The sequence below is a fragment of the Zeaxanthinibacter sp. PT1 genome (assembly GCF_028464225.1).
Lineage (GTDB): Bacteria > Bacteroidota > Bacteroidia > Flavobacteriales > Flavobacteriaceae > Zeaxanthinibacter.
In genome coordinates this window covers 32,617-48,269 of sequence record NZ_JAQPCN010000002.1, presented here as the reverse complement: position 1 = coordinate 48,269, position 15,653 = coordinate 32,617, and the positions used below count along the sequence as shown (strand labels likewise).

At 45.8% G+C, this 15,653-nt stretch carries 16 protein-coding genes; 11 read left to right on the top strand and 5 right to left on the bottom strand.

The genetic code is table 11. The annotated features are described in order from the left end of the window. Positions 1-9: 9 nt before the first annotated feature. A complete protein-coding gene (locus PP178_RS07270) occupies positions 10-1,716 on the top strand; it encodes a sodium:solute symporter (protein WP_272593676.1) in 1,707 nt (568 codons plus the stop codon). A gap of 47 nt (positions 1,717-1,763) precedes the next feature. Here the strand turns inward: PP178_RS07270 and PP178_RS07265 are convergent, their stop codons facing one another. After that, positions 1,764-2,606 carry a DUF2911 domain-containing protein gene (locus PP178_RS07265; protein WP_272593675.1) on the bottom strand — a complete coding sequence of 281 codons (843 nt, stop codon included), beginning with the start codon at positions 2,604-2,606 and terminating at the stop codon, positions 1,764-1,766. Positions 2,607-2,783: 177 nt separating this feature from the next. Further along, complete coding sequence (locus PP178_RS07260; protein WP_272593674.1) at positions 2,784-3,647, bottom strand: hypothetical protein; 864 nt, start codon at positions 3,645-3,647, stop codon at positions 2,784-2,786. 197 nt (positions 3,648-3,844) lie between these two features. Here PP178_RS07260 and PP178_RS07255 point away from each other — a divergent pair, with 197 nt between their 5' ends. The 7 genes from PP178_RS07255 (at position 3,845) to PP178_RS07225 (ending at position 9,749) form a co-directional block, all read left to right on the top strand. Further along, the gene (locus tag PP178_RS07255) at positions 3,845-4,336 is read left to right on the top strand and encodes an SRPBCC family protein (RefSeq protein ID WP_272593673.1); all 492 of its coding nucleotides are present in this window, start codon (positions 3,845-3,847) and stop codon (positions 4,334-4,336) included. A 1-nt stretch (position 4,337) separates the two neighbouring features. Beyond that, positions 4,338-5,030 carry an SDR family NAD(P)-dependent oxidoreductase gene (locus PP178_RS07250; RefSeq protein ID WP_272593672.1) on the top strand — a complete coding sequence of 231 codons (693 nt, stop codon included), beginning with the start codon at positions 4,338-4,340 and terminating at the stop codon, positions 5,028-5,030. Position 5,031: 1 nt separating this feature from the next. Further along, a complete protein-coding gene (locus PP178_RS07245) occupies positions 5,032-6,342 on the top strand; it encodes a cryptochrome/photolyase family protein (RefSeq protein ID WP_272593671.1) in 1,311 nt (436 codons plus the stop codon). Positions 6,343-6,541: 199 nt separating this feature from the next. After that, positions 6,542-7,969, top strand: coding sequence for an amidohydrolase (locus PP178_RS07240; protein WP_272593670.1), 1,428 nt, complete (start codon positions 6,542-6,544; stop codon positions 7,967-7,969). Between the two features lie 4 nt (positions 7,970-7,973). Next, a complete protein-coding gene (locus tag PP178_RS07235) occupies positions 7,974-8,243 on the top strand; it encodes a GNAT family N-acetyltransferase (protein WP_272593669.1) in 270 nt (89 codons plus the stop codon). Positions 8,244-8,291: 48 nt separating this feature from the next. After that, positions 8,292-8,735, top strand: coding sequence for a VOC family protein (locus PP178_RS07230; protein ID WP_272593668.1), 444 nt, complete (start codon positions 8,292-8,294; stop codon positions 8,733-8,735). Between the two features lie 15 nt (positions 8,736-8,750). Continuing rightward, positions 8,751-9,749 carry a pirin family protein gene (locus PP178_RS07225; RefSeq protein WP_272593667.1) on the top strand — a complete coding sequence of 333 codons (999 nt, stop codon included), beginning with the start codon at positions 8,751-8,753 and terminating at the stop codon, positions 9,747-9,749. Between the two features lie 20 nt (positions 9,750-9,769). Here the strand turns inward: PP178_RS07225 and murA are convergent, their stop codons facing one another. From murA to PP178_RS07210, 3 genes are all read right to left on the bottom strand, one after another. Then, positions 9,770-11,077, bottom strand: coding sequence for a UDP-N-acetylglucosamine 1-carboxyvinyltransferase (gene murA / locus PP178_RS07220; RefSeq protein ID WP_272593666.1), 1,308 nt, complete (start codon positions 11,075-11,077; stop codon positions 9,770-9,772). 19 nt (positions 11,078-11,096) lie between these two features. Then, positions 11,097-11,750, bottom strand: a complete 654-nt coding sequence (locus PP178_RS07215) for a DUF4290 domain-containing protein (RefSeq protein WP_272593665.1) — start codon at positions 11,748-11,750, stop codon at positions 11,097-11,099. A gap of 81 nt (positions 11,751-11,831) precedes the next feature. Continuing rightward, positions 11,832-12,119 (bottom strand): DUF493 family protein, encoded by a 288-nt coding sequence (locus tag PP178_RS07210; RefSeq protein ID WP_272593664.1) that lies wholly within the window; start codon positions 12,117-12,119, stop codon positions 11,832-11,834. An 87-nt stretch (positions 12,120-12,206) separates the two neighbouring features. On the opposite strand from PP178_RS07210, the gene PP178_RS07205 reads away from it, so the two are divergent. From PP178_RS07205 to fmt, 3 genes are read left to right on the top strand one after another with little or no spacing between them, the layout of a single operon-like run. Then, positions 12,207-12,773, top strand: coding sequence for an ATP-binding protein (locus tag PP178_RS07205; RefSeq protein ID WP_272593663.1), 567 nt, complete (start codon positions 12,207-12,209; stop codon positions 12,771-12,773). Continuing rightward, the gene (locus PP178_RS07200; RefSeq protein WP_272593662.1) at positions 12,773-14,671 is read left to right on the top strand and encodes a RecQ family ATP-dependent DNA helicase; all 1,899 of its coding nucleotides are present in this window, start codon (positions 12,773-12,775) and stop codon (positions 14,669-14,671) included. The genes PP178_RS07205 and PP178_RS07200 overlap by 1 nt, the downstream gene beginning before the upstream one ends. Continuing rightward, positions 14,672-15,619: a methionyl-tRNA formyltransferase gene (fmt, locus tag PP178_RS07195; RefSeq protein ID WP_272593661.1), complete on the top strand. Its 948-nt coding sequence runs from the start codon at positions 14,672-14,674 to the stop codon at positions 15,617-15,619. It begins immediately after the preceding gene. Positions 15,620-15,653 lie beyond the last annotated feature (34 nt).

Here is a 15,653-nt window from a genome sequence, read left to right as displayed (position 1 = left end):
TTAGCTAATATGGCAACACTTGATTGGATTATATTAGCGACCACCCTGATCTTTATCGTGGCCTACGGGGTCTGGAAGACCAAGGGTAGTAAAGATGTAAACGATTATGTTCTCGCAGGCAATACCACTCGTTGGTGGACTATAGGTTTGTCCGTAATGGCCACCCAGGCCAGTGCCATCACCTTCCTCTCTACTCCAGGACAGGCCTTCCATGACGGGATGGGGTTTGTGCAGTTCTATTTTGGACTTCCACTGGCCATGATCATCATCTGCATGGTCTTTATTCCAATTTACCACAGGTTAAAAGTTTACACCGCCTACGAATTCCTGGAAAATCGTTTTGACCTTAAAACCCGGACCCTGGCGGCTATCTTATTCCTTATACAGCGAGGTATGGCCGCGGGGATTACCATCTTTGCGCCCTCCATCATTCTATCTGCTGTTTTGGGTTGGGATTTGAGAACCCTGAATATCATCATCGGGATCCTCGTTATCATCTATACTGTCACCGGGGGCACCAAGGCGGTGAGCGTCACCCAGAAACAACAGATGTTCATCATTATGTCCGGGATGTTCATCGCATTCTTTTTTATCCTGGGATACCTGCCCGAGGATATCAGTTTTGGAAAAGCATTAAAAATTGCCGGGGCCAATGGTAAACTAGAAATTCTCAATTTTGACCTGGATACGGATAGCCGGTATACCATCTGGAGTGGACTAACCGGCGGACTCTTCCTTATGCTTGCGTATTTTGGAACCGATCAAAGCCAGGTGCAACGTTACCTGAGCGGTAAGTCGGTCCGGGAAATGCAGCTCGGCCTTATTTTTAACGGGGTCCTTAAGATCCCTATGCAATTCTTCATTCTCCTGGTCGGAGTTATGGTCTTTGTCTTTTACCAGTACAACAATTCTCCCCTGAATTTTAACCCGGCCGCTACCAATGCCGTAATGGAATCACCTTATGCTGATGATTACAAAATGCTGATAGAAGGCCACCGGGAGATAGAGCAGGACAAAAAGATGGCACAGGACCAGTTTGCTTCAGCCCTGGAAATAAAAGAATACGCCGCTATCGTGGCGGCTGAACAACAGATCGCCGAGATCAACGAAATGGAAAAGAATAACCGTGCGGCAGCCAGGACCTTGATTAACAAGGCAGATAGTACGGTAGAGACCAATGACAAGGATTATGTATTCATCCATTTTATACTACACCAGCTTCCAAGGGGACTGATCGGACTATTATTGGCTGTGATACTTTCTGCAGCCATGTCCTCAACTGCATCTGAGCTCAATGCCCTGGGAACTATCAGTGCACTGGATCTGTATAAACGCTATAAAACCGGTGATTTTACACAGGAACACTTTGTAAAGGTATCTAAGTTTTTTACCCTGGTCTGGGGAATTGTAGCCATCCTCATCGCATGTGTAGCCAACCTTTTTGACAACCTGATACAATTGGTGAACATTATCGGATCTATCTTCTACGGAAACGTGCTGGGTATATTCCTGCTGGCCTTCTTCTTTAAGTACGTAAAAGGAAACGCCGTATTTATAGCCGCCCTGGTAACACAGGTGATCGTGATCGTCGGCTGGTACTGGGACTGGATGTCCTACTTGTGGCTCAATGCATTCGGATGTGCTATGGTCATCCTGATCGCTTTTATCCTGGAAGGATTTGATCGCTTGCTCAATAACCCTCCCATCAGAACATAAAAAAACCCGGGATCTCCCGGGTTCTTAATAATATCGTCAGCTAAGGCTTACATCGCACCCCATTCTTTCAGGGAATCCTTATTCAGTTTTACGTAATCCTGGTTTCCTGCTTTCTGCGCAACTTCCAGTGATTTTTTAGCAGCTTCTATCGCCTTATCCTTCTTGCCCATTTTGGCATAGATCAGTGATTGTTTCCTCATGACCCAGAAGCCGTCAGGATTCATTTCTACCGCCTTCTCAATCCACTTGCTGGCTTTTTCAAGGTCCTTACCTTCTTCCAGGTAATAGCTCGCAGCGGCATAATAGTCATTTGCCCCCGGCCCGTTCATGACACGATCAATACTTGCCATAGCCTTTTCTTGGGTAGGTACTGTAAAAGGAACCCCTACATAGGTATTATCCCAGATGATCCCCAGGGTAGCTCCGTTGTTGTGAAGGTCATCGATAGTCATGGTAAAGGTTTCCACATCCATTTCCATGGTATGGACATCTGCAGTTGCCGTAGCAGCTACCTTGCTATCATCCCATTCCTGGGGAGTACCCCAGTTATTAGTGTCCGAGTAGAACATAACTTCCCAGCTACTTTCACCAGGCTTCGTAAAGACAGCATAAGTGCCGGCCTTCAGTGTCTGCTCGCCGATCTTTACGTCATCACTAAAAGTAATCTTTGTGTTTTCATTGGCCCCAGTACGCCATACTTCGTTGTAAGGCACGAGATTTCCAAAAATGGTTCTCCCTCGCATTGAAGGACGGGAGTATTCTACAGTTACATCAGTAAGACCTACCTTCTGTTCCAAGGTTGAAGAAGGACTGGGCGCAGGTGCCGAGATCTGGGCACTCATGCCCAACGTCAATAATACAGTGGACAGGAATAATGTTAATCGTTTCATTTTGTTTTGAAATTAGTTTGTATACCTACAAAGCTAGCCATAATGATAGCTGAAATTGTTAAGGAATCCTTAAATAAAGTATGGTTTCGTGGGCTGGAAGCTTATTTTGAGTTCGGTGAAGTGCGGATGTTCATGCTCATTTACTACGTCTTCTTAAACTTTAATGTATATGACGTTTTAATTGCTTCCGGCTGCGTCGTCTGCAGTGTCAATTGTATACAAATTAGCATCAAAGGCAGTAAAATTCTCAGAAGATAAGTAATACTTATTAGGACCTGCGGCAGTAATTGCCTCTACTTGTGAGAAGTTAATATCCAGTCCTTTCTTACGCACCTCCCCCGCAAAAATATTCTCTGTTGTCATTCCGGAAACACTTACGACAAACGGCTGCAGCAAGCGGGAATACCCGGAGAGGTATATGAATCTCGAATCTGCATTATATGTAGCCCCCGTGATCAGTCCATTGATAGTAAAAGTGCCGATGTGCCGGGCAATATGCTTACCGGGAGATTTTGGGATAGCATAGGCACGAGTGGTTTCGGACTGCCACGACTTGGTAAAGACCACCAGCTGATCCTCCATCACCAATAGCGCCTCGGCATCCCACTCGCTTCGACCAACTCGTTTAATCGCTTCCCGGTCTTCATAAGTGTATTCGATGCGCTCCGCAGTTACTTCGTCCTGAAGTTCCATATCTGACTTTGCTATTTTATAGATCACCAGGTCCTCCCTGTCCCCAAAAGTATTGCCGATATCTGCTATATAAACATAAGACTCATCCTGGTCCATGTCTTCCCAATCCCTGTTTTCTGCGTTTCGCAAGGCTACGGAACGGATGACGGCACCTGTATCGGTGTCTAGCTGGTAGATCCGGGCATCACGGCCAGAATCGTTATGGGTGTATAATTTCCCGTCGTAAAAGGCAAGTCCGGACGTTTCTTTTACTTCCGATGGCAGCTCGGCCACCACCTGGGTAGGCTGCTGTAACTGAAGGGAGAAGATAATCCATAGGTATATTAAAAACGGCAGCATAGCGGGCATTCATCAAATTTGGGCGAAAATTACAAATTAGGCAATCATCATGCCAATAACATAACAAATAGAACCCCTTATTTAAGAGCAGTTTAACTACCCAGGTTGAAACCCGAACATCTCACTTAAACAAATTTACTATTTGTTTAACATTTATAATTTTTTATTGAACAATAATCAGGTTAATTTTATGATTAAATAGCGTTATGTACCAAATCAGAACTACCCAGGCAGTGCCCATAACAGCAGGAAAAGCCTGGGACTTTCTTTCAGACCCTGAAAATTTAAAAAAACTGACCCCGGAACACATGGGTTTTCACATCCTCTCGGGGTCAGAACGACCGATGTTTCCCGGCCAGATCATCGAGTATAAAATATCGCCATTCCCCGGAATTACCACCCGCTGGGTGACCGAAATATCGCATGTGCAGGAGGGTGAATACTTTGTCGATGAACAGCGATTTGGCCCTTATGCTTTCTGGCATCATAAACATATGATACACCCTTCCCCGGAAGGAGTCGTCATGGAAGACATTGTAGACTACAAACTCCCTTTTGGACCTATTGGAAAATTGGGACATACCTTACTGGTGAAAAAGCAATTGAAACGTATATTTAAGTATAGATCCGAAAAACTCAGCCAGATGTTCGGCTCCATTCCAGGACAGGCCAATACCTTCGAATTAAAAACGATTTAAAATGAAAAAGAAAATACTGATGATCGGCGGTTCCCACGGGATCGGCAAATCCACCGTAAAAGAAATACAGGACACTCACGAAGTTCATGTGGCATCCAGGACCAATGACGGGCTGGAGGGTCTCAATGTACACTATCATAAATTGGATGTGCTGGCAGACGATTTAGATACCTCGGCTTTACCAGGCAGCTTAGACGGGTTTATATACTGCCCGGGTAGTATCACCCTGAAGCCCTTTAAAATGTTGAAGCTAGATGATTTCCGCTCAGAAATGGAACTCAACTTTTTCAGCCTGGTCAAGATTCTACAGGCCGTCATGCCCAAGATGACCGAAGGGGGATCCGTGGTGTTGTTCAGTACTGTAGCCGTTGGGACCGGGATGCCCTATCATGCCAGCGTCGCCGCTGCCAAAGGTGCTATAGAAGGCTTCGCCAGGGCCATGGCTGCCGAGTACGCTCCTAAGGTGAGGATAAATGTGATTGCCCCCTCACTGGTCGATACTCCATTATCCTCCCGACTCCTCAGCAACGAGAAAAAGCAGGAAGCTATGGCAGAGAGACACCCTTTAAAGCGGTTTGGAAAACCGGAGGACATCGCCGCCATGGCGACCTTCTTATTGAGTGACGGAAGCAGCTGGATGACCGGTCAGACTCTCAGTATTGACGGCGGTCTTGGTGTATTAAACCTTAACTAAGATGAAAGAACCCATCTCTATTTTCTGGTTCAGAAGAGACCTTCGCCTTGATGATAATGTAGGTTTTAGGAATGCTTTAAAAGGGGATTACCCTGTTATGCCGTTGTTTATCTTTGATACAGAAATACTGGATAGTTTACCCGAAGACGACGCCAGGGTGACTTTTATCTTTGAACGTTTACAGCAAATGAGGCAACAGTTGCAGGATGAACACGACAGTTCTATTGCACTGCTCCATGGAGAGCCCCTACAGCTCATAAAAGACCTGTGCTCAGAATACCAGGTAGCGGAAGTATATACCAACCATGATTATGAGCCCTACGCCACCAAAAGAGACCAGGAAATAAGAGATTTCCTGGATGATAATGATATAGTATTCCACACTTTTAAGGACCAGGTTATTTTTGAGAAAGATGAAGTGGTGAAAGATGATGGTGACCCTTATGTGGTTTACACGCCCTATATGAAAACCTGGAAATCCAACTTTAATACCTCTGATCATCTGAAGATCTATTACACTAATTCTTACTTAAACAACCTTGTAAAGCACAGCAGACTTCCCAATCTTACCTTAGCCGATATGGGGTTTAAAAAATCAGGTATACAGGTACCCGATTACGATGTAACCCCTACTTTGATCGATCAATACGAGGATACGAGGAATTACCCGGCAAAGGACGGTACCTCGCACTTGGGGCCGCATTTAAGGTTCGGTACGGTTTCTATCCGAAAAATGGTGAAGAAGGCATTGGATAGTAAAAATGAAACTTTTCTGAACGAGCTGATCTGGAGAGAGTTCTTTATGCAGATCCTATGGCATTTTCCGAATACCACGACCGATGCATTCAAGAAAAAATACGATCGCATCCAATGGCGCAATAACGAAGCAGAATTCGAGAAGTGGAAGACGGGGAATACCGGCTTTGAACTCGTAGATGCAGGCATGCGCCAATTGAACAAAACAGGTTATATGCACAACAGGGTACGGATGCTGGTATCCGGCTTTCTTTGTAAACATTTACTGATCGACTGGCGTTGGGGGGAGGCCTATTTTGCTGAAAAGCTCCTGGATTACGAGATGAGCAGTAATGTGGGGAACTGGCAATGGGCGGCAGGCAGTGGTGTTGATGCTGCTCCCTATTTCAGAATTTTTAATCCAATGACCCAGGTAGATAAGTTTGATAAACAACGAGCCTACATTAAAGCGTATGTGCCTGAAGTAGATACTGATGATTACCCCGAAAAAATGGTAGATCATAAGGAAGCGCGCGAACGCTGTCTCGCTACCTATAAAAAGGCTTTGAACCAGTAAATTGAAGCTGATAAAATTGATCAGGGCTCCACGTATATAATTTTTTCATCAATAGATTTTACTATCTTTAAAAACCTCGATTTTCGAGTTTTTGGTGATGCACACCTAAGGTGCTCATTACCAGTTATAAAGTTTTTGTTAAAGAACTTTAGACGTAAACAATATTGTACTAACCACTGAAATTTTTACCAAAAAACCGATGAAAAAAATTCTCCTTCCCCTCTTGCTGCTGATCGCCACCGCGGCATCTGCTCAGAAAATGAATACCCATAAAAAAGCCATTGTTGCTTCTGTAGAAAAACATAAATCAGAACTGATCAGGATAAGTGACTCTATCTGGGGCCTTGCCGAGACCGCTTTCGAAGAAGACCAATCCAGTAAGATATTGGCAGATTATGCCGAAAAGAATGGATTCACAGTGGAAAGAGGCGTTGCCGGAATGCCTACGGCTTTTGTTGCCACCTATGGTTCCGGTAGTCCTGTTATCGGGGTGCTGGGCGAGTTTGATGCGCTACCTGGAATTTCCCAGAAAGCTCAACCTACCAAAGAGCCGTTAAATGAAGGGGCCGCCGGTCACGGTTGCGGGCATAACCTCTTTGGAGCCGGTAGTCTTGGTGCTGCTATAGCGGCAAAAGAACTCATAGAGTCCGGGAAGCTCAGTGGGACCATTAAGTTTTTTGGCACCCCCTCCGAAGAAAAGTTTTTTGGAAAGATCTGGATGGTCAGGGAAGGATTATGGGACGATGTTGATGTGAATTTAAGCTGGCATCCCGGTGCCAATACCGAAGCCGATGTACAAAGTTCACTGGCATTAGTCGACTTTAAAGTAGAATTCTTCGGACAGGCAGCCCATGCATCCGCCGACCCGTGGAACGGCCGATCCGCATCGGATGCATTGGAACTCTACACCACGGGGATCAACTACTACCGGGAGCATATTAAACCAACAGTCAGGATTCATTACCACATACAGGACGGTGGCCAGGTGGTCAATGTTGTGCCGGATTATTCCAAATTATGGGTACGGGTTCGCGATACGAAACGCAGCGGAATGATGCCCGTATATGAACAAGTACGTAAGATGGCCGAAGGTGCAGCGATCTTGGCCAATGTGGATTACAAGATATCGCTTATCTCCGGGATCTACGAGGTGCTGGTAAACCGTGCCGGGGGTGAGATCATGCAGAAAAACCTTGAATTACTAGGCCCGATAACCTACACCGAAGAAGAGTCGGCTTTCGGAAAAAAGATACAGGAAGTTACCGGGAAACCACAGCTGGGAATGGACAGCGAAATAAAACCACTGCTGGATACCAAAGAAAACCCGGGGGGAGGTTCTACAGATGTAGGAGATGTCAGCTGGAATGTGGCTAATATCAACCTGAGTGTAACCACTGCTCCAAAAGATACCCCATGGCACTCCTGGGCGGTTGTAGCCTGCGGCGGCATGAGTATTGGTCATAAAGGGATGGTCTATGCGGCCAAAGCCATGGGAATGACCATGGTAGACCTGTTTGAGAACCCTAAACTGGTAGAAGCAGTTAAAAAAGAATACAAGGAGAGAAAAGGTGATGAAGTGTACGAGGCTATAGTCCCGGACGGACCACCTCCAATTGATACCAAATAAAATTATGTCTGCCGAAAATTCAGAATTGATCAATAATAAGGACTCCGGTCGTTATGAATTTCATATTGACGGATATACACCGTTTGTGGAATACCGTATCCAGGGAGAAACCATCCACCTGATGCATACCGAAGTTCCCGATGAGCTGGAAGGTCAGGGTATTGGCTCAAAACTTGCCCAAGCCGTCCTGGAAGATGTACAAGCCAAGGGACTTGATGTGAAGGTGGGATGCCCGTTTATTTCGCATTATATGCAAAAATCCGAAGAGTGGTAAACCGCATATCATATCCGACAATTACTAAATGCACCTATTTTAAAAAAGATGAAGCAATACTTTCTCCTGCTCGGATGCCTTGTTGTATTTGCAGCCAACTCGCAAACTTTTAATTTCACCTATGACCACTACTCTTACATTGTAGAGGATGTGGAAAAGACGGGCGATTTCTACACAGATATACTGCAGTTAGAAGAGATCCCGCACCCGGACAGGGCCCCGGGTTTTCGCTGGTTTCGCATCAATGGAAACACCCAGCTTCACCTGATCGAGAAAGACACCGTGATCCGGACGGGAAGTAAAAGTGTACACCTATGCCTGGCCATAGATGATTTAGAAACCTTTATAAAGTACCTGGAATCAAGGAACATCCCCTTCTGGGATTGGCCCGGGGAAAAAGGTAAAGTAAGCTTGCGCTCGGACGGAGTAAGACAGATCTACCTGCAAGACCCGGAGGGTAACTGGGTGGAGATTAATACTGCAGCACACTAAACAAAAAGTATACTAATGTCAGCTAAGATAAAACGTGTTTACCCCATGGGCTTCCCCTGGCAGACCCAGGATCCCTTTTTATTCTGTGTATATCACCTGGACCATTACCCTAATGGTAATGGTGAATTAGGTCCGGATAGCTCCCTTGAGGGCAGGAATCTGGGAAACGACTTTGATGGAAAGGACGGCTGGAGCATGTACCATGGCAAAGATATACCGGGATTTCCCTACCATCCCCACCGTGGCTTTGAGACCATAACTATTGTCAATAAAGGATTCTGTGATCATTCAGATTCTTTGGGTGCCGCAGGTCGTTTTGGGCAGGGCGATGTACAATGGATGACCGCAGGGAAAGGCGTTAACCATTCAGAAATGTTTCCCTTATTAAATGACGATAAGGATAACCCCTTAGAATTATTCCAGATATGGCTGAACCTGCCCAAAAAACATAAGTTTGTTGAGCCCCACTTTAAAATGCTCTGGCATGAGGAGATTCCGGTTATATCTGAAAAGGATGTACAAGTTAAAGTGATCAGTGGAAAGTACCGGGAAACCAAAGGCCCTGACCCTGCTCCGAATTCCTGGGCCGCTGATCCCGATAACCATGTCGCCATTTGGAATATTCACCTGGAACCCGGGGCGAGCTTCACTTTACCCGCTTCGATACGGGGAATAAACCGGGACCTTTACTATTACGAAGGGGGTGGTTTAACCATAGAAGGACAACAGCATGACAAGGGGCAAGCTGCCGAATTAGATTCTGGAGAAGAAATTCTCCTGGTCAATGGTAAGCAGCGCTCTCATCTTCTATTATTACAGGGTAAACCCATTGCAGAACCAGTAGCCAAACACGGGCCATTTGTCATGAATTCCCAGGCCGAGATACAACAGGCCATGCAGGAATATCGCTTAACACAGTTTGGTGGTTGGCCCTGGCGACATCCTGATCCCGTTCACGGGAAGAAAGAAGGCAGGTTTGCCCTCTACCCTGATGGCACTAAGGTGGAAAAATAATATTCAATAAATCATCCTGATCAGACACGGGTAATCTTAGCCCCGATCGCTCTGAGCCTACCTTCAATATCCTCGTATCCCCTGTCTATTTGTTCAATGTTATGAATTGTGGAGACTCCTTTAGCAGATAACGCGGCTATCAACAAAGAGATTCCCGCCCGTATATCGGGTGATGTCATAGTGGTAGCTTTCAAGGTCGATTTAAAGTTGTGACCAATCACAACCGCCCTGTGCGGATCACAAAGGATGATCTTAGCACCCATATCTAAGAGCTTATCTACAAAGAATAGTCGGCTTTCAAACATTTTCTGGTGAATGATCACTTCTCCTTTTGCCTGTGTAGCCATGACCAAGATGATACTTAATAGGTCAGGGGTAAGTCCTGGCCATGGAGCGTCAGCTATTGTTAGTATAGAGCCGTCTATGTAGTTCTGTATCTCGTAACCGTCCGGTTGTTCCGGAATAAAGATATCGTCTCCCTTACGCTGCAGGTCAATTCCCAGCTTACGGAACACGTCCGGGATCTGCCCAAGATCGTCCCAACTGACATTTTTAATGGTCAGTTCGCTGCGAGTCATAGCGGCAAGGCCAATCCAACTTCCTATTTCAATCATATCGGGCAGCATAGTATGCTCCGTACCGCCCAGTTCCTTAACACCTTCAATTTCGAGCAGGTTAGAGCCTATACCTTTAATCTTGGCCCCCATCCGGTTCAGCATCTTGCACAGTTGCTGCAGGTAAGGCTCGCAGGCTGCATTATAAATGGTCGTGGTTCCTTCTGCGAGCACCGCTGCCATTACTATGTTAGCAGTTCCGGTTACCGAAGCTTCATCAAGAAGCATATAGGTTCCCTTTAACTTTTTAGCCTCTACACCGTAGAAATGCTCTTCCTTGTTGTAACGGAATTTAGCCCCCAGGTTAATAAACCCGGTGAAATGAGTATCTAATCTTCTCCGGCCGATTTTATCACCTCCCGGCTTTGGGATATATCCTTTTCCGAAGCGGGCCAAGAGTGGGCCAACCAGCATAATGGATCCTCTTAAACCTCTTCCGTCCTTTTTAAACTGTTCAGACTGCAGGTAATCAAGGTTGATATCATCCGCCATAAAGGTATAGGAACCCTTACCTTTTTTCTGGATCTTAACACCGAGATCCTCCAGCAAGGCGATCAGCTTATTCACGTCTACGATGTCCGGAATATTGTGAATGACCACTTTTTCAGGGGTCAGTAATACTGCACAAAGTATTTGCAGTGCTTCGTTTTTGGCACCTTGGGGTGTTATCTCTCCTTGGAGCTTTATCCCTCCTTCAATTCTGAAAGTTCCCATACGTTAGATAGAAAATTGTTTAGTATCGCTTTTTACCGCGACCACCGGTTCTTTGACTTTTTTTGCCTGAGCTACTCCTGCTGGATTTGGCGGGCTTATTCTTTAAAAACTGACCGCTCTCCGTAAGATTCTCTCCATCAGAGGCCAGGTCGATCTGCCCGTCACTCAATTCGTAAAGGTGAGCAAAAATAGCCTTGTCGTCTACCACGTCCTTATTCCAGTTCAGGTAACATTTCTTCATGTGGTTGGCGATGGCATACTCCAGGCCGTCTCTCTTATCCCCTTCTTCCCAACTCACGGCCACATCGATCATTCGCTTTATATTGTTTCCATAGAAACGATATTTGGGATGGTTCTGGGGGTACTCTAAGGGATCCGGGCGTTGTTGCAAGGTCTCCTGTGATGTAATAGGAAAGGGAGAATCTACATCCAATTTAAAATCGGACATGATGAACAACTGATCCCATAGCTTATGCTGAAAATCGGGTACATCCCTCAGATGGGGTTGGAGGTTACCCATCACACTGATGATCGCCTGGGCTACTTTATTCCGTTCTTCTTTATCTTCAATGGATACGGCATAATCTACCATTTTCTGGAAATGGCGACCATATTCCGGAATAATGAGCTGCGAGCGCTCAGTATTGTATTCTAAGTTTTCTACGAGATTCAAATTGTAAAGTTTAAGCTTAAATTATTTGTCGGAAGTAAATCGACTGATGCAAAGTAACAAAATAATACAAGAATTACCAGCTTATAAAGAGATAACCCCTTCCACTTCTCCAACTTCTTTGTATTTGCTGATCACTTCATCCGGATTTTTCAGATGAATTGTAACAGAAAGACTAGTGTATTTACCTTTACTGGATTTTCTTGATTCTATTACAGCCCCCGTATTATCGAATATCCTCTGGATTTGCTCGATCTTTTCCGGGTCGCTGGGTACGATAAATTTATAGAGGTAATCGGTAGGCCAGCTATGGGTAGAACTTAATTCCTCCCTAAGCCTGCCGTAAAATTCTTCTGGATTATCCTTGCTCATGCTTTTCTTTTTGCAAATATATCGATTCGCCACCAATTTTTCCGGCTTGCTGGGTTTGATTACTTTTGCAGCAATATACCTACTACATTGAATCCAAAAAAAATAGTTATTACCGGCGCACCGGGTACAGGAAAATCTTCGGTTATTGATCAACTGGAGGAATGGGGATACTATTGTTTCCACGAGATCATCAGGACCATGACCCTTGAAGCTAAGAAGTCGGGGAGGAGCAGTCAACAGATAATAAATCCGCTTGCCTTCGTGGATGATCCTCACCAGTTTAATCTTCAACTCCTAAAGGGAAGGTTATCCCATTACCAGGAAGGATCTGCCCTGGACCAAAATCTGGTATTTTTTGACCGTGGCATCCCGGATGTCCTGGCATATATGGATTATTTTGGGCAGGAGTATGACAAGTATTTCTTACAGACGGCTAGCAACCATCGTTACGACACTGTATTTCTACTTCCACCCTGGAAGGAGATCTACGTTACAGATAACGAGAGATTAGAAACATTTGAAGAAGCTGTTGCGCTGCACCACGCACTACAAGACCGTTACCAGGCCCTCGGATATGCTACGCGAATCGTACCCGAAGGCACTGTAGAGGAACGCACAAAGTTGATCCTGGAAACCCTAAAGTCGGAGATCTGATGCCAACTCCGGGAGAATTACTTAAAACCTATTGGAATTACCCGGAATTCAGAGGATCCCAGGAAACGATCATTAATGCTGTACTTAGCGGGCAGGATGTCCTGGCTTTACTCCCCACAGGCGGAGGAAAATCTATTTGTTACCAGGTCCCGGCCCTCGCTTCAGAAGGGATATGTATCGTTGTCTCTCCCCTTGTGGCCCTGATACAGGACCAGGTAGACAGCCTGAAGCGCAAAGGGATTAAGGCATTATCACTTATAGGTGGACTTGCTTTTGAAGAAGTGCTCAACCGCTTAGACAATTGTCTGTATGGTAATTACAAGTTCTTATACCTCTCACCGGAGCGTTTGCAGCAGGATATCGTGATGGAGCGTATCACCCAGATGAATGTCAACCTGGTCGCAATAGACGAAGCCCACTGTATATCACAATGGGGGAACGACTTTCGTCCTGCATACCTGGGTTGTTCCATCATCCGGGAATTAAAACCCGATGTTCCGATGATCGCTTTGACCGCAACAGCCACTCCCCGTGTTGCAAAGGATATCATAGAAAATCTTAAACTGGCCGATCACCGCGTCTTTAAGGACAGCTTTCACCGGGAAAACATCATTTACAAGGTATTATGGGAAGAAGATAAGCACTACAGGCTTAAGCAACTGTGTGCCGATGCTCCGGGCAGTGCTATCGTCTATGTACGAAGTCGCAGGCAATCCGAAGAACTCGCGGCTTATCTCAACGCGCATAAACAGAGTAGCGACTTCTTCCATGGCGGTCTGCCGACAAAAGAGAAAACCGCCAAACTGAATTCATGGTTACAGGGAAGGACAAGGATAATGGTGGCCACCAATGCTTTCGGGATGGGAATCGATAAACCGGATGTATCCCTGGTTGTTCATTACCAATTGCCGGACAGTATAGAGAATTATTTCCAGGAAGCGGGCCGGGCAGGAAGGGACGGCAACCCGGCACAGGCGGTATTACTGACCAACAAAACAGATGAAAAGCAACTAAGACGTCAGTTTTTAGATACGCTGCCCGGCATCGATTTTTTAAAACACCTCTACCAGAAACTGAATAATTATTTCCAGATACCTTATGGTGATGGGAGTAATACCACTCACAACTTTCATTTTAATACGTTTTGCGAAACCTACAAACTGAACCCGGGTCTCACCTATAATGGCCTGCAGATATTAGACCAGCACTCGGTCATCGCCTTGTCCCAACATTTTAACAGGCAGACAGAGGTGCAGTTTACCAGTTCCAAAGGGCAGATCATGGCTTACCTGGATCAGCACCGGGGCCAGGCGCCTGTTATTCAGGTAATCCTGAGAACATACGGGGGCATAACCGATTACACCACCAGGATTAACGAGGTCCTGATCGGCAGAAAAGCCGGTGTCCCGGAGGAGGTGGTCATTAAAATTCTCAAACAACTACATACAGACGGCCTCATTGAATATGAATCAAAAGTAGGTGACCTGCAACTCACATTCCTGGTCCCTCGTGAAGATGAGCGCACCATTCATACCTTTGCCAAGGAGGTTAAAGAACACCAGCAACAGAAAACGCTTAATGTTGAGGCTATGCTCCGCTATGTGAATAATGACAAGCTATGCCGCAGCAGGCAGCTATTGAATTATTTCGGCGAGAAGGCCAGGGCAGACTGCGGGCAGTGCGATGTCTGTCTATCGGGTCATCGTCAGCAAGCAGAAACAAATCGGGATTATATAATTGCCCAGATACAGCTGCAATTGCAGGATAGTCCTTTAACGTCAAGAGCCTTGCTACGCCAGCTGAACTTTGATGAACAGCAGCTAATTAATACCTTACAGGAAATGCTGGAAGATGGCCTGATAGGCATTAACCAAATGAATCAATATTATTTACATTAAATGAATACATTAAAGATCATCTATATGGGTACCCCGGATTTTGCCGTGGCCCCATTGGAATTGTTGCTTAAAAACGGGCATACCATCAGTGCTGTTGTAACCGCACCGGACAGACCGGCCGGGAGAGGACGCAAAGTGCAGGAATCTGCGGTCAAGATCTTCGCCAAGGAGCATGGATTAAAGGTTTTACAGCCAACCAATCTTAAAAGCGAGGATTTTATCAATGAACTCGATAAGGTAGATGCCGATCTGCAGATCGTAGTAGCCTTCAGGATGTTGCCTAAAGTGGTCTGGCAGCATCCCCGCTACGGCACCTTTAACCTCCACGCTTCCCTCCTGCCCGATTACCGCGGGGCAGCCCCGATTAACTGGGCTGTGATCAATGGTGAAGATAAGACCGGTGTCACCACCTTTTTTATCGATGAGGAAATAGATACGGGGGAGATCATCCTGCAACAGGAAACTCCTATCGGAGCGGAGGAGAGTGCCGGGGAACTACATGATCGCTTAATGCAACTGGGAGCCAGCCTTGTCCTGGAGACCGTAGAGGAAATTGAGAAGGGCTCCGTAACTACCACTACCCAGAAGGAAGCGACCAAAATAAAGGAGGCGCCTAAGTTGAACAAAGAAAATACCAGGATCTGCTGGACAGCAGCTATGGAGGATATTTATAACCTTATCCGGGGACTGAGTCCCTACCCTGCAGCCTGGACCCAATTGATCAACGGGGATGAAGTCCTTAATGTGAAGCTCTATAAAGCCGCAACTGAAGCAGCCACGCATAGCCTGGAAACAGGTACTGTAATTACCAGTAAAAAAGAACTGAAAGTAGCCGTCGCCGGGGGTTACATATCGGTGCTGGAATTACAGATGCCGGGAAAGAAAAAGCTGCAGGTACAGGAGGTGCTCAACGGCTATAAGTTTGAAGAAAATGCTAAAATGAGCTGAAGTCCCGTTATCATTGACCTCAGAGAATATCGAT

Bases quoted from the DNA above. Each gene is read 5' to 3' on its own strand.
- fmt (WP_272593661.1), top strand. From the start codon at position 14,672: ATGAATACATTAAAGATCATCTATATGGGTACCCCGGATTTTGCCGTG.
- PP178_RS07255 (WP_272593673.1), top strand. From the start codon at position 3,845: ATGTACCAAATCAGAACTACCCAGGCAGTGCCCATAACAGCAGGAAAA.
- PP178_RS07250 (WP_272593672.1), top strand. From the start codon at position 4,338: ATGAAAAAGAAAATACTGATGATCGGCGGTTCCCACGGGATCGGCAAA.
- murA (WP_272593666.1), bottom strand. From the start codon at position 11,077: ATGGGAACTTTCAGAATTGAAGGAGGGATAAAGCTCCAAGGAGAGATA.
- PP178_RS07225 (WP_272593667.1), top strand. From the start codon at position 8,751: ATGTCAGCTAAGATAAAACGTGTTTACCCCATGGGCTTCCCCTGGCAG.
- PP178_RS07265 (WP_272593675.1), bottom strand. From the start codon at position 2,606: ATGAAACGATTAACATTATTCCTGTCCACTGTATTATTGACGTTGGGC.
- PP178_RS07230 (WP_272593668.1), top strand. From the start codon at position 8,292: ATGAAGCAATACTTTCTCCTGCTCGGATGCCTTGTTGTATTTGCAGCC.
- PP178_RS07200 (WP_272593662.1), top strand. From the start codon at position 12,773: ATGCCAACTCCGGGAGAATTACTTAAAACCTATTGGAATTACCCGGAA.
- PP178_RS07260 (WP_272593674.1), bottom strand. From the start codon at position 3,647: ATGCCCGCTATGCTGCCGTTTTTAATATACCTATGGATTATCTTCTCC.
- PP178_RS07245 (WP_272593671.1), top strand. From the start codon at position 5,032: ATGAAAGAACCCATCTCTATTTTCTGGTTCAGAAGAGACCTTCGCCTT.
- PP178_RS07210 (WP_272593664.1), bottom strand. From the start codon at position 12,119: ATGAGCAAGGATAATCCAGAAGAATTTTACGGCAGGCTTAGGGAGGAA.
- PP178_RS07235 (WP_272593669.1), top strand. From the start codon at position 7,974: ATGTCTGCCGAAAATTCAGAATTGATCAATAATAAGGACTCCGGTCGT.
- PP178_RS07240 (WP_272593670.1), top strand. From the start codon at position 6,542: ATGAAAAAAATTCTCCTTCCCCTCTTGCTGCTGATCGCCACCGCGGCA.
- PP178_RS07270 (WP_272593676.1), top strand. From the start codon at position 10: ATGGCAACACTTGATTGGATTATATTAGCGACCACCCTGATCTTTATC.